We start from the raw sequence: 18066 nt of genomic DNA, 5'->3' as shown, positions 1-18066 counted from the left end.
CACTTCGAGTGAGTAAGATCCCTCAGAGACGATGAGGTTGATAGGTCCGAGGTGGAAGCGTGGTGACACGTGGAGCTGACGGATACTAATCGATCGAGGACTTAACTAACTCATTTTAATCGTTGTATTACTCTTATTTAGTTTTGAAGGTGCAAATTGGGTTATTTATAACAAATAACATCAATCCACCTAATCATTTTAGGTCTGGCAGCGATGGCGAGAAGGTCACACCTGTTCCCATGCCGAACACAGAAGTTAAGCTTCTCAGCGCCGATGGTAGTTGGGGCTTTGCCCCTGCGAGAGTAGGACGCCGCCAGGCTTAAAATTTTTTAACTATATCGCAGGGTGGAGCAACGAACATCACATTCACCGAATAACTGCGAGTAACCCCGAAGTACTATATTTCCATGAATAAGCTAGTAGATGTAGGGGCAAAACAAGAGTATATCTCTTAATAAAGAGGTTAAACAAATTAATATCTTTCTTATACCGCGGGGTGGAGCAACGAGCATCACATCCACCGAATGAACTGCGAGTAACCCCGAAGCATCATACTTCCATGAATAAGCTAGAAGATGTAGGGGTCAGAACAAGAGGATATCTCTTAATAAAGAGGTTAAACAAATTAATATCTTTTCTTATACCGCGGGGTGGAGCAGTCTGGTAGCTCGTTGGGCTCATAACCCAAAGGTCGTAGGTTCAAATCCTGCCCCCGCAACCAAAATTTTTTTATAACTTGAACAAAGTACTACAATTTAAATTAAAATCAGTAGTGTTGTGAAGATCAACCAATGGTCCGGTAGTTCAGTTGGTTAGAATGCCTGCCTGTCACGCAGGAGGTCGCGGGTTCGAGTCCCGTCCGGACCGCCATTTAAAATGAATAAATACATAAATTCACACATGATTTCAAATGAGATCATGTGTTTTTTGTATGATTCGATTAAAATGATATGAGAAGTTGATCTTAACGGATTAGTATAAAAACAAGGCATCATTACGAAATATATTTTTTCTTTTATTACTCTTTTTGCTATGATAAGTGTAGAACTTAAATGGTTTAAGGAGTATGATTACATGGATGAATTTTCATTTATAGATTCAATTAAACAAAAAACATACAAACAGTCATCCATTATAAAAGGAATAGGTGATGATGCAGCCGTTTTTAGGCAACAAACGCAGGATATAGTAATAGCTAAGGATATGTTTGTAGAGGGCGTTCATTTTACAAACAATACAATGGAACCTTACCATATCGGTTACAGGGCTCTAGCTGCCAACTTAAGTGACTTAGCTGCGATGGGTGCAAATCCGGCTTTTTATCTTGTTGCTATTGCCATTCCTAAAAAGTGGTCTACAGTAGATTTAGATTCAATCTATCAAGGTATGAAAGATTTAGCAAAAGATTATCAAATGGATTTAATTGGTGGCGATACAGTTTCAGGAGAAGAATTAACTATTTCGATAACTGTAATCGGGTATGTTGATAAAGCAAAAGCATGGTATCGAGAAACTTCTGAAGACAATGATATTGTGTTTGTAACGGGGACACTAGGGGATTCACAGGCTGGATTTCATATAATTAACAATCCAGGGCAATATGATCAGGGAGAGGACTTTTTAATAAAAAGACACCGAATGCCCACTCCAAGAATTCATTTTGCTCGAGAATTAGAGCCTATCTCTAGAGTTAGTTTAAACGATATAAGTGACGGTATAGCAAGTGAAGCAAATGAGATTGCAGAGGCATCAAACGTATGTTTACATCTCTATGATAGTGATATTCCAATAAGCGAACATCTTCGTCAATTCCCTTTATCTCTTCAAACAAAATGGAAATACTATGGAGGCGAAGATTTTGAATTGATGGGGACTGTACCTGAGAAGGATTGGCATTTGATTGAAAAAGCTGCTGAAAAGACCAAAACAAAACTTAGTAAAATAGGATTTGTAAGCTCTGAATCTAAGTTTCAGGGACAGGTGATATTACATTATAATAATGATAAAATAGAACGGTTAGTGAAAAATGGTTACAATCATTTAAGAAGGTGACATAATTAGTATGAATCAGTATAAGTCAAATACAGAAGAAGAGACGATAAAATTAGCTCAGCGCTTAGCAAATCTGTTAAAGCCTGGTGACGTGCTTACGTTGGAGGGTGACTTAGGAGCGGGAAAAACAACTTTTACAAAAGGTTTAGCACAGGGACTTGGTGTGAAACGGACAGTGAGCAGTCCCACTTTTACAATTATAAAAGAGTATGAGGGAAGTTTACCTTTATATCATATGGATGTTTACCGTTTAGAAAACTCGGATGAGGATATAGGATTTCAGGAATATTTTCATGGCTCAGGTGTAACGGTTGTGGAATGGGCGCAATTTATTGAAGAATATTTACCTGAGGACATACTGAATATCCAGATTAGCTATGTTGGGGAGCACTCAAGATTAATTGATTTCACCCCAAAAGGTTCTCATTTTGAAGAAGTGGTAACAGAATTACTTGGATAAGTATTCTACATACAAGCAGTAAGAAACCCAGTTCACGTAGGAAAAAGGTGGGAATTAACTGTTCGTAAATGATCGATTCGTTCATCTAACAATCCGTGGGGATGGAAGGTTCACTCTATCCCGCATATAACTGGCAATAAGACCCCCACTGATTGAAGGTTTACTTTATGACGAGAAGGAGATAAATCATGTACATACTTGCAATTGATACATCCAATCAAGTATTAGGTGTTGCCATAATGAAAAATGATGAATTAGTAGGCGAGGTTATTACCAATGTTGCAAAAAATCATTCCGTAAGACTTATGCCTGCAATTGATCGTTTAATGAACGAGGTTAATATGACACCTGATCAGATAGAGAAAATAGTTGTTGCTAAAGGTCCCGGATCCTATACAGGTGTGCGAATTGGATTAACAACCGCAAAGACACTCGCCTGGACGTTAAATATACCAATTGTAGGTGTTTCTAGTTTAGAGGTGCTTGCATATCAGGGACGTTTTTTCGAATCTTATATATGCCCTTTTTTTGATGCTCGTAGAGGCCTGGTTTTTACGGGGCTATATAAGTGGAAAGAGAATAAATTACAATTGGTAGGCGAAGAATGTAATATGTTGTTTGAAGAATGGTTAGATACTTTAGTAAATAAAAATGAAAAAGTTCTATTCTTGAGTCCGGACATGAACAAACACTACGAAATGATTAAAGCAAAACTAGGTGATTTAGCTATTATTCCAGAAAATATGTATCAAATAGCCAAGCCTTCTCATTTGGCGTTAGCAGGGAGCCATTATGAAGCAGAGGACACACATGCACTTGCCCCCAATTATTTACGATTAGCTGAAGCTGAAGATAAATGGCTAAAGGCACAAAAAGGAAAAAGTAAGAATGCTTGAATTAACAATTCGAAAGATGGAGCTCTCTGATATCGATCAAGTAATGGAAGTAGAAAGGGCTTCTTTTACAACGCCATGGTCCAGAGAAATCTTTCTACAAGAGATAGTAGAGAATCAACATGCTCACTATTTTGTTATGTTAATTGAGAAAAAAGTAGTTGGCTATGTTGGAATGTGGATCGTGATTGACGATGCACAAATTACTAATATTGCAATTTTACCAGCGTTACGAGGAAATAAGTTTGGTGAAAAATTATTTCGATTTACCCTACAACAAGCTATCGGAATGGGGGTTAAGAGGCTTTCGTTGGAAGTCCGTGCTTCTAACACCATTGCTCAACGGCTATACCGAAAGTTTGGCTTGGTACCTGGTGGAATACGCAAAAACTATTATAAAGACGACAATGAGGATGCGATCGTAATGTGGGTGAATTTAGTATGACAAATGAAACGTATATTCTAGGAATTGAAACGAGTTGTGATGAGACAGCAGTTGCAATCGTAAAAAATGGTACAGAGGTTATTTCAAATGTTGTTGCTTCTCAAATTGATAGTCATAAAAGATTCGGTGGAGTTGTTCCAGAAATAGCTTCCCGTCATCATGTAGAGCAGATAACAGTTGTACTAGAGGAAGCCTTAACAGAGTCCGGTTTGAACTGGGAAGATATCCATGCAATCACGGTTACAGAAGGTCCTGGTTTAGTAGGTGCCTTACTTATAGGGGTTAATGCTGCAAAGGCTATATCGTTTGCAAAACAAAAACCACTAGTAGGGGTACACCATATAGCAGGACATATTTATGCCAATCGTCTCGAGCAGGAATTTGATTTTCCTTTATTAGCTTTGATTGTTTCAGGTGGGCACACAGAACTCGTTTTAATGAAAGAGCATGGTAGTTATGAGGTAATAGGCGAAACGAGGGATGATGCTGCTGGAGAGGCTTATGATAAAGTAGCAAGAATGTTAGAGCTACCTTATCCAGGAGGTCCACAAATAGATCGTTTAGCTAGTGAGGGAGAAGTTACCATCGATTTCCCACGTGCTTGGCTAGAAGAGGATAGTTATGACTTTAGCTTTAGTGGTTTAAAGTCTGCTGTAATTAATAAAATTCATAATGCCAAACAACGTGGAGAGACATTGAAAAATGAAGATATAGCTGCTAGTTTTCAAGCTAGTGTTGTTGATGTTTTATCAACCAAGACGTTAAAAGCGGCAAAACAATATAATGTAAAACAGGTTATCGTTGCTGGGGGAGTAGCAGCAAATAATGGTTTGCGTACAGTTTTAAAAGAGAAATTTTCGAGTACAAATATTCCACTATTGATACCACCTCTTCATTTGTGTACTGATAATGCAGCAATGATTGCTGCTGCTGGAACAATAGCTTATGAAAAGGGAGCACGTTCAGGATTAGACTTAAATGGAAATCCATCCTTGTTATTAAAATAGTACACAAGGGTTATCCACAATACTGTGAATATCTTTTGTATAACTTAATAAATCAACCTACTATCTGTTAATAAAAATTGTGCATAACTTTTTGCGTGATTGTGGACAATGTGCATAACTATGTTGATAAGCAGTGTTTAATGATTTTGTGCTTGTGGATAAATTTTGGGGTACCAATAAAAAATATAAAGAGGAATTTGGTGTCGTAAGGATGTCTAAGAAACAGTCTTATTACTTACAAAATGATTTAATCATATTATTATTGATGTTTATAGGTGTAAGTTTGCTAGCTATTTATAATGCAGAGCAAATGCCGCAGAATGCTGGAGAGAATTATGTTCTTAAACAGGTTGTATGGTTTTCAATAGGTATTTGTATTGTAGCTGCTATCCAGTATTTTGAATTGGATCAATTATATAAAGCTAGTATTTTTACTTATGGTATTGGTGTTTTAGTTCTAATTGTTTTGTTGATTAGTCCAGAGAGTATTGCGGCGGAGGTTCGTGGAACAAAAAGTTGGTTTACTTTCCCAGGTTTATCTTTGCAACCAGCGGAATTTACAAAGATAACCACGATTCTTTTCCTAGCTGCTGCCATTAGTCACCATAAAAACAAATATGACAAGGCAACAGTCAAAACAGATATATTCTTATTAGTTAAAATAGGTTTGATAACCGCGATCCCAGTAGCATTTATTATGATGCAGCCAGACTTTGGTACATCAATGGTATACGTGTTTATTGCAGGAATGATGGTCCTTTTATCTGGAATTGATTGGAAAATTTTAGTTGGACTCATGGGACTTGTTTCAGTGATAGCTGCAGGCTTATTAATGTTAGTTATTCAATTTCCGGATTTAGCACAGGATGTAATCGGAATCGAACTTTATCAGGTGAATCGTATCCTAACATGGTTTGACCCTACTCAGCAGACGAGTAATGATACTTGGCAATTTGATCTATCCATGCTGGCGATCGGTTCAGGACAATTATTTGGGAAAGGACTAGGTGGACTACAGGTTGTAAATCTACCTGATGCTCATACTGACTTTATCTTCTCCATTATCGGAGAAAGCTTTGGCTTTATTGGAGGAGCTGCTGTTGTATTATTATATTTCCTAATGCTTTATCGCCTGGTAACTTTAGGCTTGAATAGTTATCATAATAGCTCGTTTGGTTCGTTTATTTGTTTCGGATATATGAGTTTATTATTGATCCATGCCTTTCAAAATATCGGGATGACGATCGGAGTTATGCCAATTACAGGAATCCCACTTCTGTTGATAAGTTATGGAGGAAGTTCTGTGTTATCCACAATGATTGGATTTGGTTTGGTATACCGGGTTGCTGTTGAAAACACAATTAAAAATGATTATTTATTTAAATAAATCCCACATGAGCTGTCATGTGGGATTTTTCTCTTCATTTTATTCTTCTTGTAAGGAAGTCCACTCTTCCATTCGTTTTTCGATCGCTTGTTTTAATTCATTTGTCCTTTCGGTGTATGCTAAAGCTTTTTCATGATCTTCATAGACTTCAGGTTCCGCCATTTCTTCTTCTACTGTGGATAATTCCTCTTCTAGTTCTTCAATCATTTTTTCAAGCTTAGCAATTTGACGCTCTCGTTTTCGTTGTTCACTTTGTAACCTTTTTTCTTCTTTAAAGCTTAATTTCTTTTCAGTAGCTTTCTCTGGTGTACTTTCAACGTTGTTTAATTGCTCCAGCTCTGCTTCCTCTTGTTTCTTTTCCATATAATAATCGTAATCACCTAAATAAATGCTGACACCATCTTTTTGCATTTCTACAACTTGATCTGCGATTTTATTAATAAAATACCGGTCATGTGACACGAAAATGATTGTACCTGGAAAATCAATTAAGGCAGCCTCTAATACTTCCTTACTATCAATATCTAAATGGTTGGTCGGTTCGTCTAATATAAGTAAGTTTGCTTTTTGCATTCGTAATTTCGCAAGTGCTAAACGGGCTTTTTCTCCACCACTTAATGAATGAACGGGTTTAAGTACGTCATCTCCAGAAAATAAGAAGTTTCCAAGTACTGTCCGGATATCTTTTTCATTAATATGTGGATAATCATCCCATAGTTCGTTCAAAACAGTTTTGGAAGTATTTAAATTCGCCTGTTCTTGATCGTAGTAACCAATTTGAACATTGGTACCGAGTTGGATGGTTCCATGTGTTGCCTGAAGTTTTCCGGTAATTATTTTTAATAATGTCGTTTTGCCAATCCCATTAGGTCCTACAAGTGCAATGCTTTCCCCACGATTAATATGAAGCTTTAGATCGGTAAATAAAGATTCACTCTCCTCATCATAGCGAAAGGATAACTGATTGATTTTTAAAACATCATTACCACTTCGCTTGTTGATTTGAAACGACATAGCAGCCGAACCTTCGTCTCCTAGTGGCTTATCTAATTTATCCATCTTTTCCAGTTGTTTCCTTCTGCTTTGCGCACGTTTCGTTGTAGAAGCGCGAACAATGTTTTTCTGAATAAATTCTTCCATTTTTTTCATTTCAGTTTGTTGCTTTTCAAATTCCTTTAATTCTTGTTCATAATTTAGTGCCTTTTGATTTAAAAAATCACTATACGTTCCATGATATTTCTTTGTTTTATGGCGAGAGACCTCGTACACAATGGATACTGTTTTGTCTAAGAAGTACCGATCATGGGATACGATTGTTACGGCACCTGGGTAACTTACCAAGTAGCCTTCTAACCAACCTAATGTTTCAATATCAAGATGGTTTGTTGGTTCATCCAATATGAGTAAATCTGGCTTTGTTAACAATAGTTTCCCAAGAGATAATCTCGTTTTCTGTCCACCACTCAATTCATTAATTGGTGTTTGATCATCATAGTCCTGAAAATTGAGTCCAGATAAAACAGCCTTTATGTCTGCCTCATAACGGTATCCACCATTTTCTTCGAATGCTTGCTGTAATTTATCGTATTCCTTAAGAACTTTTTCATATTCAGATTCAGATAAACTGGCTGCTTGAGACATTTTTGCTTCTAAGCTACGTAGCTCTTTTTCTTGCACGAGTAAGTCCTCAAAAACCTCTAGCATTTCATTCCAAATGGTATTTGTCGATTCTAATCCTGTATGTTGGGACAGATAACCGATCGTTAAATCTTTTGGTTTGAACAACTCTCCTTCGTCATAGGAAAGCTCGTTTGCCATTATTTTAAGCAATGTTGATTTTCCTGCTCCATTTCTACCAACAATTGCTATTCTATCTTTATCTTTAATTTCTAGTTTTACATTGGATAGGATTTCTTCTGCTCCAAAGGATTTCGAAATCCCATTTAATTGCATAATTATCATACGCTTTCACCTCAGATAGTAACAGTTTATCGCATGATTAAAGAGAGAAGCAATACTAATTGTGAAAATAATCACGACTTCTCATTGTTTTTCTGATAAAATAGAAAAGGATACTGAATTGGAGATGAGCTTATGTCAGATTTTACACATTTTAATGCTCAAGGTAGAGCAAAGATGGTTGATATTAGTGAAAAGAATGAAACAGAACGAACTGCCGTTGCGAGATCTAGCATTATTGTGTCCAAGGAAATCTATGAAAAAATTATTGACCAAAAAATTGAAAAAGGCGATGTACTTGCTGTTGCACAAGTTGCAGGAATTATGGCAGCAAAGAAGACATCTGATTGGATACCAATGTGTCACCCTTTGCAATTAAAAGGAATTGATATCGCCTTTAATTGGAATATAGCATCTAATAAATATGAATTAGAAATTGATGTAATGGTTAAGACGAAGGGAAGTACGGGAGTAGAAATGGAAGCGTTAACGGCTGCTTCTGCTACGGCTCTGACGATATATGATATGTGTAAGGCTATTGATAAAGGAATGATTATTGGTAATACGTTCCTTCTAGAGAAAACAGGCGGTAAATCGGGAGACTATCATCATGAGGGGGAAAACTAAATGGACCAAAATAAGATACCACAAGCTACTGCAAAACGCTTACCACTATACTATCGGTTTTTAAACAATTTGCAGCATCAAGGAAAAAGTAGAGTGTCTTCGAAGGAATTAAGTGATGCCGTAAAGGTTGATTCAGCTACGATTCGGAGGGACTTCTCTTATTTTGGAGCATTAGGTAAAAAAGGATATGGTTATAATGTTGAATACTTACTAGGCTTTTTCCGTAAAACCTTGGATCAAGATGAATTAACCGAAGTTGCATTGTTTGGTGTTGGTAATTTAGGGACAGCGTTTCTACATTATAATTTTGTGAAAAACAATAATACAAAAATAATGATGGCTTTTGATGCAGATCCAGATAAAGTAGGAACTGAAATTGGTGGTATCCCTATCTACCATATCGATGACTTAGAAGAAAAAATGAAAGATGTTAAAGTTGCGATATTAACCATTCCAGCTAGTGAAGCGGATAGTGTAACAGAAAGACTAGTAGAACAAGGAATAGAAGGCATTTTAAATTTCACACCAGCAAGAATCACCGTTCCCGATCACGTACGAGTCCACCACATCGACCTAGCAGTCGAACTACAAGCACTCGTCTACTTTTTAAAACACTACCCCCTTGACAAATAGGTGCCTGGCACTTGTCGGATTTTGACGAGTGACAGGTATCTTCTTTTTTGTTATGCTAAAAGTAATTCGTAACTCGAAATAATTTATTTGGAGGATTGTATGAGTAAAATTCATCAAAAGTGGCTTGTTGTCATATCGGTTTTATTTGGAACGTTTACCGTCATTTTAAATAATAGTATGTTGAATCCAACATTGCCGCGATTTATGGAGATGTTTGATGCAGATGCTGTTGCGGTTAGTTGGATGCTAACTATTTTCATGGTGGCCATGGGGATGGTCATGCCAGTGACTGGTTTTCTAGGTGACAGGTTTGGAAAAAAGCAAATTTATATAACCGGTCTAGTAATCTTTTTATTAGGATCTATCTCTGGCGCGCTAGCATCTTCTCTGCCGATGATTATAATATCGCGTGCGATTCAGGGGATGGCTGGTGGATTAATGATGCCAATTGCCATGGCGCTTATTTTTCAAGCGTTCCCACGCCATGAACGAGGCGTAGCGGTTGGTACCTACGGGGTAGCTGCCATGGTTGCACCGGCAATTGGTCCAACAGTTGGTGGAGTTGTGATTGAATTTTTCCGCTGGGAATTTTTATTTCTTTTCAATATTCCTTTTGCCATAGCAGGTATATTGTTTTGTATTAGATATCTGAAACCAACGGAGAAAAACCTTAATCTGAAATTTGACGTAATTGGATTCATTCTTATTACTTTAGGTGTCGGGTCCATTTTATTTGCATTGGGACGCGGCTCTACATTAGAACTATTATTATCACCATTAAGTATAACGTTACTTGCGATTGGTGCAATCTTAATTGTTATCTTTGTAAAGTATGAAAATACGCAGGAACAACCATTATTAAATCTATCTATCTTTAAGATCCCAACTTATTCTGTTTCTATTGTCGTGACCGCAAGTGCATCAATTGGTTTATTTTCCGGCATATTCTTACTACCTCTGCTAATCCAAAATGTATATGGCTTAGGGGAAATTGAAACAGGGTTATTATTCCTACCAGCTGCATTAATGAGCGGGGTATTTATGACGCTAGGTGGGAAGATACTAGATAAAAAGGGCCCCAAATATGTCGTTCCAGTAGGTTTATTCATTTTAGGCTCGTTTACTCTAGCACTTGGTTTTAATACGTTATCAACATCTTTCTGGTTTATTTTAATCATAAATGTCATTCGTAGCGCAGGATTAGGGATGTGTAATATGCCAGCAACTACAGCTGGAATGAACGCTATCCCAGATCAACAGGTAGCACAAGGATCAGCAATGAATAATGTGATTCGACAAATTTTCTCTTCCTTTGGGATTGTATTTTTCTCGATTTACTATGAGGTTCGTCGTGCACAACTGTTTACTTTGAATACAGATATGCAAGCCGCGACATTAAAGGCTTTAAATGAGGCGTTTTTAATAGCTGGAATTGTTATCTTACTCGTTGTACCACTTTCATTTGTTTTAAAAGGGACGAAGGAGTTAAGTGAAGTAGAAGAGGAAAAAGCGAGTTAAGAAAAAGGAGTAGCACCATCTCGGGCTACTCCTTTTTAGGTGCCTGGCACCTTTATTATTATCTTTTAATTATTGTCTTTTTTCCGCATCCGCATCCTCCTGATTTTTTCTTGGTAATTATTCTTTTCGACTGCGAGCTTGCCTTTACTAATCGTCTTGCTTTCATTGAAATCACCTCTTTCTTATGAAATTAAATTCGTTCGTTTTATAATTGTGTACCTATCTATAAACTAATCACTTCTATTCCCTCGGGGATGTTAAATTGCTGTAAAACTCCTTTAATATCCATAATCAATCCTTGCTTATTCCTAAATAGTTGTACAAATTCTTCAACATCCTTATTTAAATATACATGATGAGGAACTGCTAGAATGATTATGTCTAACTGATTCAATTGATTCCAATCAACCAATTTAATTGGTGCTGAAATCACTTCTTCATTTACATAAGGATCATGGACATATATTTCTATTCCAAAATTATTTAGTCGCTCGATAATTTCAATTGCCTTAGAATTACGAATATCAGGAACATTTTCTTTAAACGTAATTCCTAATACACCAACTCTCGGTAGATCATGGTTTTGTCTTCTGTCATCAATGTACTTTACTATAAAATCTGCAATTACAGTCGGCATTTGATCGTTGATATAACGTGCTGTCGTAATAAACTTTGGTGTATAACCTTCCATCTTTGATTTATGAATAAGATAGTAAGGATCTACACCAATACAATGACCACCAACTAATCCAGGGGTAAAAGGTAAGAAATTCCATTTTGATTTAGCAGCGTCTAATACTTCATACGTGTTGATACCTAGATTACGAAAGATGATAGATAGTTCATTCATAAAAGCAATATTAATATCTCGTTGCGTATTTTCTACTATTTTAGAAGCTTCGGCTACTTTAATCGATGATGCTTTATGAATTTTCGCATCAATGACATTTTGATATAACCTATATATTTCTTCAAGTGCTAGTTTACTTTGGGCTGCTACCACTTTTTCAATCGTTGGGAAAGTGTGTTCTTTATCTCCTGGATTTATCCTCTCTGGGGAATATCCGACAAAAAAATCCACTTCACTTCGTAAACCTGAATGATGTTCTAATAGTGGTATACAGATTTCTTCTGTTGCACCTGGAAAAACGGTTGATTCATAGATTACGATCGTTCCTTTGTTTAAATTCTCTCCGATTGTTTTAGATGCACCTATAATATGCGAAAGTTCAGGCTCTTTATACTTATTTAAAGGGGTTGGTACAGTAACAATTATTACATTACATTTTTCTAGTTTTACAGGATCTATTGTGAATTCTATTGCGGCCTCCCTCAGAGAACTCTCCGAAACTTCTTTTGTTTCATCTACATGATTTTTTAGGGATGTAATTCTGGTATTGTTTATATCATATCCAATGACTTTATATTTTTTTGCGAAGCCTAGTGCAACAGGTAATCCAACATACCCTAAACCAACTATCCCAACTGTAGGTGTGTTTGTTTTTAGTATTCTAATTCCTGTTTCTGTATTTGAACTCATTGTAACTACCCTTTCTCGTAATTGAGAGCTATTATTTTATATGTCGTTGTTTCATAGATTGTTCTAGGCTGTTACTAAAAAAGGCATTATAACTAGGGTTTACGCTGATTTAACTTATCTGTTAACTTATGCCGTTACTCTAGTTCAATCTGTTAAATACACATATAAGGATATTACTGTTAAGGAGTGAGAAGATGATTCCATTAATTGATTCAAAAAAACAATTTCAATCTATTCAAGATAATATTGTTGAAGTCATAAGTGAAGTAGTAGAAAGTGGACAATACATTTTAGGAACAAAGGTAAACGAACTAGAAAAACAAATAGCAGAACATTTAGATGTCAAATATGCTATTGCTGTTGGGAATGGAACAGACGCACTAGTACTAACATTAGATGCCTATAATGTTGGAAAGGGTGACGAGGTTATTACAACACCATTTTCTTTTTTTGCCACTGCAGAGGCTATTACAAGAGTTGGTGCGACACCAGTATTTGTTGATATTGACCCTGATACATTTCATATCAGTCCACACCAACTCAAGGAGAAAATCTCCCCACGAACAAAAGCAATCCTTCCTGTGCACATATTTGGTCAGTCAGCTAATATGGATGAAATTCAAGCAGTCGCAAAGGAGTATCATTTACTTGTAATTGAAGATGCATGCCAAGCATTTGGGGCAACTTATAAACAAAAAGCTGTCGGTAGTATTGGAGATGCAGCTTGTTTCTCTTTTTTCCCAACCAAAAACCTAGGGACTCTTGGCGATGGTGGGATGATTACTACAGCGGACGAACAAGTGGCAAATAGGATTAGGAGATTACGGGTTCATGGGAGTAATCAAAAATATTATCATCAAGAAATTGGTTATAACAGCCGACTAGATGAAATTCATGCAGCAATCTTGTTAGAGTGTTTGAAACAGATTGACTATTGGAATGAGCGTAGGGCTTCCATAGCGGAGTATTATATGAATGAATTGCAGGATGTTCCTGAACTGGTTTTGCCAGCCATGTTACCTGATCGAAATCATGTTTTTCATCTATTTTGCTTAAGATCTACTTCTAGACAGAAAATAATAGAATTTCTTGGTCATTATGGTATCCAAACAGGAATTTACTACCCGCGTTGCCTTCATCTTCAGGAGGCATACCAAAATCTTGGATATCGTTCTGGTGATTTTCCAATTGCGGAAAAGGTGTCCGACGAGATATTCGCTATCCCTATGCATCCTTTTTTAGAGGTAGAAAACCAGGACCAAGTGATCGAAATGTTAAAGATTGCGAGTGAAAAAAATTGATGTACCGGGTAGGTCTGATCGGGTGCGGTTATATAGCTAATAAGCATTTACAAACCATCAGTCAAATAGACAGAGCTGAGCTAGTGGCAATTAGTGACATTGAACCAATTAGAATGAAAGAAGCTGTTCAAAAATATACAACCCTAAAGCCAATCACATCAGTTAAACAGTATCATGATTATATCGAGCTACTGAAAAATGACACGATCGATATTGTTGTAATTACAACTGGTTCCAATTTACATGCAAAAATGGCAATTCAGGCTTTATTACATGATAAACATGTCATCTTAGAAAAACCATTAGCTTTGTCGTTAGCGGAAGTAAAACGAATTCACGAATTAACTAAGGCGAAACAAAAACAAGTAATCGTCTGTCACCAGTTAAGATACCGTCCAATTATGAGAAAGATAAAGGAGTTAATTACGCTCGGAGCGCTTGGTAAGTTACACTTTGGTACGGCTTCTATGAGGGTTAACAGACCTACGAATTACTACACGAAATCGAATTGGAAAGGAACCTGGGAGAAAGACGGAGGTATGCTAATTAATCAAGGAATCCATTTAGTTGACCTCCTTACATGGTTCATGGGGGACGTGAAATCTGTATATGGCGATATCGCTAACTTTTCAAGGGTGAAACAAACAGAGGATATGGCAGCTGGAATTATCACATTCACCAATGGATCGAGAGGAGTTATTGAAGCAAATACGATTACTCAACCGAATAATCTTGGTTATAATTTATCCATTTTTGGCGAGGAAGGGACCATTTCTATAGGAGGTTCTAATTTTAATAGATTGGAACGCTGTTATATGACTAACCTAACTAATGTTGATAAATTACAAGAATTGATAAATGACCAAAACGAACATGTTTATATGTATGAAAATTTTATGAACGTACTTGAAAACAAAGAAGAACAGGTGTTAGTAGATGTCCAAGAAGCCAGTAATTCGCTTATGACTATCTTTGGTATTTATGAATCGTATCGATTAAATAAAGTTGTAGATCTTCCGTTAGTATTTTTTTCAACAAAAGATATGAAGGAGGGATAAAGTGATTCACGATACCGTAACTATTGGTGATAATACGAAGATTGGTGAACAAGTTATTATAGAGAGAAACGTATGTATTGGAGATAATGTCACGATAGGAAACCATGTCATTATTAAAGAAAATACTAGAGTTGGTGATTATGTAACAATTGATGATTTATCTGTTATAGGAAAAACACCATCCTCAAATCAAACGATGGCAAGAAAGCCAGGTAGATCAATATCACCATTAGTCATTCATGAACATGTAAATGTTGGTTGTAGTACCGTGCTCTACAAGGGGTCAACCATTCATCAAGGAGTTTTTATTGGAGATTTATCTAGTGTGAGAGAAAATGTGTCAATTGGAGAAAATAGTATTGTCGGCAGAGGCGCGATGGTTGAAATGAATACAATAATTGGCAAACATGTTACGATCCAAACAGGGGCATATATTACCGCAGATATGATTATTGAAGATTATGTTTTTATTGGTCCGTGTTTTTCATCATCTAACGATAAATATATGGGAGAGGGTAATTACAAGCATCAAGGACCTATCATAAAGTCTGAGGCCAAAATAGGCAACAATGCAACTTTACTCCCGGGAATCACCATTGGAAGAAAAGCAGTTATTGGAGCGGGGGCGGTAGTGACAAAGGATGTCCTAGATAGTTATGTGGTAGTAGGGAGTCCTGCAAGAAAAATAGATTATAAGACCACAACTCAAGAATAAGAATGATTGCTCCCCCGTTTTGAAGCTGAAACGGGGGAGTTTATATGCTGATAGAAATCTATGGTAAGCATGCATAAGCACGCTGCAACCATTCTAGAATGAAACACCTTTATTTTAATAAGTGTGGTCAGATATCCGTACCATTTAGTAAATTAGTATAAATTTGTGCGATTTGTTTGCTGTTCTGTTTCATATCATGATACTTTTCTACATAGAATCGACTTTGTTTTCCGATAATTGGAAGCAAATCTTGATTTGTTAATACATACTCTAGCTGGCTACGTATTGTTTCAGGGTTAGCAATTAATAAAGGCAAATCATCGGGGTATTTTTCTTTCATATAGGGACTGATCCATCCCATAACAGGTTTTCCTATTGCCATTGCTTCTACGGCTAATAAACCATAGCTACCAATATGCAATTGATCGATAATTAAGTCGGCTTCTTGATAAATTTGTTTTGCTTCCTTATGAGATTTACCCTGTACAAGGATAAAGTTAAAATCATACCGTTCTTTAAGTTTTGAAATGGCTTCTAGTATAAAAGGCGTCCCTTTTATATTTGGGGATGTTGGTGCATGAACAATGGTTAACTTATTCTTCGTAACCTTAGGCAATGGATAATACAAAGAAAGATCTATCATCAGGGGAACAATATAAACATGTTCATAAAAGTCCTTTACGTATTGATACATTTCTTCATCAGCAACAATACAATGAGAGATTTTATTGGATAGAAAGGATAGCTTTTGTACAATTAAGTCTTCCCTTCTAATTTTTGTCTTTGCATATGGATTTGTTCGGATTGCTTTGGACAGCATTCGTACGTCACTCCCCCAATGGTGCATGATAACCTTCTTTTGTTGAACTTTGATGAGATCGAGATCAGAGTGGTCTAATGTTAAGGAAGTGCCGAAATGAAAGTGGAATAAATCGTACAGTTGGATGAGTTGGTTAGACAAGCGTTTTAATTGAAGTTCTAACTTACTTCGGTCATTTTCTTGGGCAATCGGCCATATTAGGTCCGAGGGATAATCCAAATAGGCAGGATAGTAATTTAATGTATTGTTATCCATTTCTAGTTTAGAGGTGCCTTTTGCAATGGTATTCATTTGGTTGGCTATTTCCATCGTTCCTTGTAATATTTTTGGATTGCATGCTGTTTTATTGGGTGACAGTTCATTCAGTTCTTCAAATTTAATCGGATTACGAACTAATGATTTGTATTTATTAAAATAATGAAATGCTTTTTCTTTTCTGCCCATCTGTACATTTATAACAGTTATACATAGCAATAAATTGATATTATTTGTGTGAATTTCAAGACCTCGCCAGCACCAAAACCAGGCTCCTTCCACATTTCCTTTATCTAATTCAATAATAGATTTAATAATAAAAAATATGGCGCTTTCATCCGATTTAGGTAATGCTTTTAATATTTTCTTAGCTTCTTCTATATTTTTACAACCAATTATAGTGAGACACTTCTCGGTTATAGATATCATAGTAAAAACACCTTTCTAAAAATGTCTTTCGTCGTCTAATATGTCTTCTTTATTATATGCATGGAACATGAATGGCTGATTATGTATACTCCTCAGATTTACTAAAATTCATCCGTTAGTGACCAAAAGTTTACTAAGCCTCAGCATTTATCCTACTATATATAGATTTCCTATAAACAACGGAATGTCTAATATTTATTATTATTCTAATGACCTTAATAGCTTATGAGTATAGAATCCCAAGGAAAATGACTTAAACCGTAATTTCTATAATATATGAACTAGAAAATATACTGTTAAAGCCTATAAGAAGTACAATTTAGCTTTTTTATTCTACTAGGGGGTAGTTGCCTGAACAAGTAATCGGATATTTCATAGTATAATCTTGAGTTTCGATTCTAGAGGAATCTAGTAAAGAAACAAAAATAACTGAAAAGGAGGAATAAAAATTGACAATTAATAATCTAATTGTAAATGGTAGCTTTGAGACCGGTGATTTTACAGGATGGGAAGTAATCAATGCTGATATCATTTCTGAGTTTGCTCATTCTGGGAATTATTCAGCTAGACTTGCTAATAGTACAGTCGCTGCTTCCTTATCTCAAATAGTTCCTGCTGAGCCAGGTGAAGCTTATGAGTTATTGGTTTCCTTGTCAAAAAGCAACCTTCAGCAAAGTCCGACCATACTTCTTCAAGTTTTATTTCTAGATGATGCGAATAATGTCGTGGCGGTTGGTTTAGAAACTGAAATTGAATATGGTAGTATACCTGTAATTTTAGATGACACTTGGTTAGAAGTTTATCAAACAACAGATGTTTCCCCAACTGGCACAACTCAAGCTCAAGTGATTATTAGTAAGCCGATTAGCTCATTAACTGCTCCGTTTATATATGTAGACGATGTCTCATTACTAGATGTAAGTGATTCGGGAGCACCGGGCCCAACCGGTCCAACGGGAGCACCGGG

16 protein-coding genes, 2 tRNA genes and 2 rRNA genes are annotated in these 18066 nt (G+C 36.3%); 17 read left to right on the top strand and 3 right to left on the bottom strand.

Annotated elements, in window-relative coordinates:
• The 10 genes from BMX40_RS18315 to BMX40_RS18270 form a co-directional block, all read left to right on the top strand.
• Nucleotides 1-109 (top strand): 23S ribosomal RNA (locus BMX40_RS18315); the annotation flags it as partial.
• 94 nt (nucleotides 110-203) lie between these two features.
• A 5S ribosomal RNA gene (gene rrf, locus BMX40_RS18310) occupies nucleotides 204-319 on the top strand.
• A 325-nt stretch (nucleotides 320-644) separates the two neighbouring features.
• Nucleotides 645-721: transfer RNA gene (locus BMX40_RS18305), tRNA-Met, on the top strand.
• 72 nt (nucleotides 722-793) lie between these two features.
• A tRNA-Asp gene (locus BMX40_RS18300) sits at nucleotides 794-870 on the top strand.
• A 204-nt stretch (nucleotides 871-1074) separates the two neighbouring features.
• Nucleotides 1075-2052, top strand: a complete 978-nt coding sequence (gene thiL / locus BMX40_RS18295; RefSeq protein WP_090872672.1) for a thiamine-phosphate kinase — start codon at nucleotides 1075-1077, stop codon at nucleotides 2050-2052.
• Between the two features lie 10 nt (nucleotides 2053-2062).
• On the top strand, nucleotides 2063-2512 hold the full coding sequence (gene tsaE, locus BMX40_RS18290) for a tRNA (adenosine(37)-N6)-threonylcarbamoyltransferase complex ATPase subunit type 1 TsaE (RefSeq protein WP_425287871.1): 450 nt from the start codon (nucleotides 2063-2065) through the stop codon (nucleotides 2510-2512).
• A 188-nt stretch (nucleotides 2513-2700) separates the two neighbouring features.
• Nucleotides 2701-3408, top strand: coding sequence for a tRNA (adenosine(37)-N6)-threonylcarbamoyltransferase complex dimerization subunit type 1 TsaB (gene tsaB / locus BMX40_RS18285; protein WP_090872668.1), 708 nt, complete (start codon nucleotides 2701-2703; stop codon nucleotides 3406-3408).
• On the top strand, nucleotides 3401-3850 hold the full coding sequence (gene rimI / locus BMX40_RS18280; RefSeq protein ID WP_090872664.1) for a ribosomal protein S18-alanine N-acetyltransferase: 450 nt from the start codon (nucleotides 3401-3403) through the stop codon (nucleotides 3848-3850). The genes tsaB and rimI overlap by 8 nt, the downstream gene beginning before the upstream one ends.
• Nucleotides 3847-4857, top strand: a complete 1011-nt coding sequence (tsaD, locus tag BMX40_RS18275; RefSeq protein WP_090872662.1) for a tRNA (adenosine(37)-N6)-threonylcarbamoyltransferase complex transferase subunit TsaD — start codon at nucleotides 3847-3849, stop codon at nucleotides 4855-4857. Before rimI ends, tsaD begins: the two co-directional genes overlap by 4 nt.
• Nucleotides 4858-5011: 154 nt before the next feature.
• Nucleotides 5012-6244, top strand: coding sequence for an FtsW/RodA/SpoVE family cell cycle protein (locus BMX40_RS18270; protein ID WP_244513660.1), 1233 nt, complete (start codon nucleotides 5012-5014; stop codon nucleotides 6242-6244).
• A 39-nt stretch (nucleotides 6245-6283) separates the two neighbouring features.
• Here the strand turns inward: BMX40_RS18270 and BMX40_RS18265 are convergent, their stop codons facing one another.
• Nucleotides 6284-8206, bottom strand: a complete 1923-nt coding sequence (locus BMX40_RS18265; protein ID WP_090872660.1) for an ABC-F family ATP-binding cassette domain-containing protein — start codon at nucleotides 8204-8206, stop codon at nucleotides 6284-6286.
• A gap of 132 nt (nucleotides 8207-8338) precedes the next feature.
• Here BMX40_RS18265 and moaC point away from each other — a divergent pair, with 132 nt between their 5' ends.
• The 3 genes from moaC to BMX40_RS18250 all read left to right on the top strand — a co-directional run bounded on the left by moaC (nucleotide 8339) and on the right by BMX40_RS18250 (nucleotide 10981).
• Nucleotides 8339-8830: a cyclic pyranopterin monophosphate synthase MoaC gene (gene moaC / locus BMX40_RS18260; RefSeq protein ID WP_090872658.1), complete on the top strand. Its 492-nt coding sequence runs from the start codon at nucleotides 8339-8341 to the stop codon at nucleotides 8828-8830.
• On the top strand, nucleotides 8831-9463 hold the full coding sequence (locus tag BMX40_RS18255; protein ID WP_090872656.1) for a redox-sensing transcriptional repressor Rex: 633 nt from the start codon (nucleotides 8831-8833) through the stop codon (nucleotides 9461-9463).
• A 99-nt stretch (nucleotides 9464-9562) separates the two neighbouring features.
• Nucleotides 9563-10981: an MDR family MFS transporter gene (locus BMX40_RS18250; protein WP_090872654.1), complete on the top strand. Its 1419-nt coding sequence runs from the start codon at nucleotides 9563-9565 to the stop codon at nucleotides 10979-10981.
• A gap of 223 nt (nucleotides 10982-11204) precedes the next feature.
• Here BMX40_RS18250 and BMX40_RS18245 read toward each other — a convergent pair whose 3' ends face one another.
• Nucleotides 11205-12521 carry a nucleotide sugar dehydrogenase gene (locus BMX40_RS18245; protein WP_090872652.1) on the bottom strand — a complete coding sequence of 439 codons (1317 nt, stop codon included), beginning with the start codon at nucleotides 12519-12521 and terminating at the stop codon, nucleotides 11205-11207.
• A gap of 194 nt (nucleotides 12522-12715) precedes the next feature.
• Here BMX40_RS18245 and BMX40_RS18240 point away from each other — a divergent pair, with 194 nt between their 5' ends.
• From BMX40_RS18240 to BMX40_RS18230, 3 genes are read left to right on the top strand one after another with little or no spacing between them, the layout of a single operon-like run.
• Entirely contained in the window at nucleotides 12716-13822 is a 1107-nt protein-coding gene (locus tag BMX40_RS18240; RefSeq protein ID WP_090872650.1) for a DegT/DnrJ/EryC1/StrS family aminotransferase, read from the top strand.
• The gene (locus tag BMX40_RS18235; protein ID WP_244513658.1) at nucleotides 13822-14880 is read left to right on the top strand and encodes a Gfo/Idh/MocA family protein; all 1059 of its coding nucleotides are present in this window, start codon (nucleotides 13822-13824) and stop codon (nucleotides 14878-14880) included. The genes BMX40_RS18240 and BMX40_RS18235 overlap by 1 nt, the downstream gene beginning before the upstream one ends.
• A gap of 1 nt (nucleotide 14881) precedes the next feature.
• Entirely contained in the window at nucleotides 14882-15595 is a 714-nt protein-coding gene (locus tag BMX40_RS18230; RefSeq protein ID WP_090872646.1) for an N-acetyltransferase, read from the top strand.
• Nucleotides 15596-15722: 127 nt separating this feature from the next.
• On the opposite strand, the gene BMX40_RS18225 is transcribed toward BMX40_RS18230, so the two are convergent.
• Nucleotides 15723-17099, bottom strand: a complete 1377-nt coding sequence (locus BMX40_RS18225) for a glycosyltransferase family protein (protein WP_244513656.1) — start codon at nucleotides 17097-17099, stop codon at nucleotides 15723-15725.
• 449 nt (nucleotides 17100-17548) lie between these two features.
• On the opposite strand from BMX40_RS18225, the gene BMX40_RS20450 reads away from it, so the two are divergent.
• A partial coding sequence (locus BMX40_RS20450; RefSeq protein ID WP_170840851.1) for an NTTRR-F1 domain occupies nucleotides 17549-18066 on the top strand: 518 nt, incomplete at its 3' end.

The sequence above is a fragment of the Oceanobacillus limi genome (assembly GCF_900111445.1).
Lineage (GTDB): Bacteria > Bacillota > Bacilli > Bacillales > Amphibacillaceae > Ornithinibacillus > Ornithinibacillus limi.
Note: the sequence above shows the minus strand (reverse complement) of the source record. Positions and strands in the feature narration are given on the sequence as shown.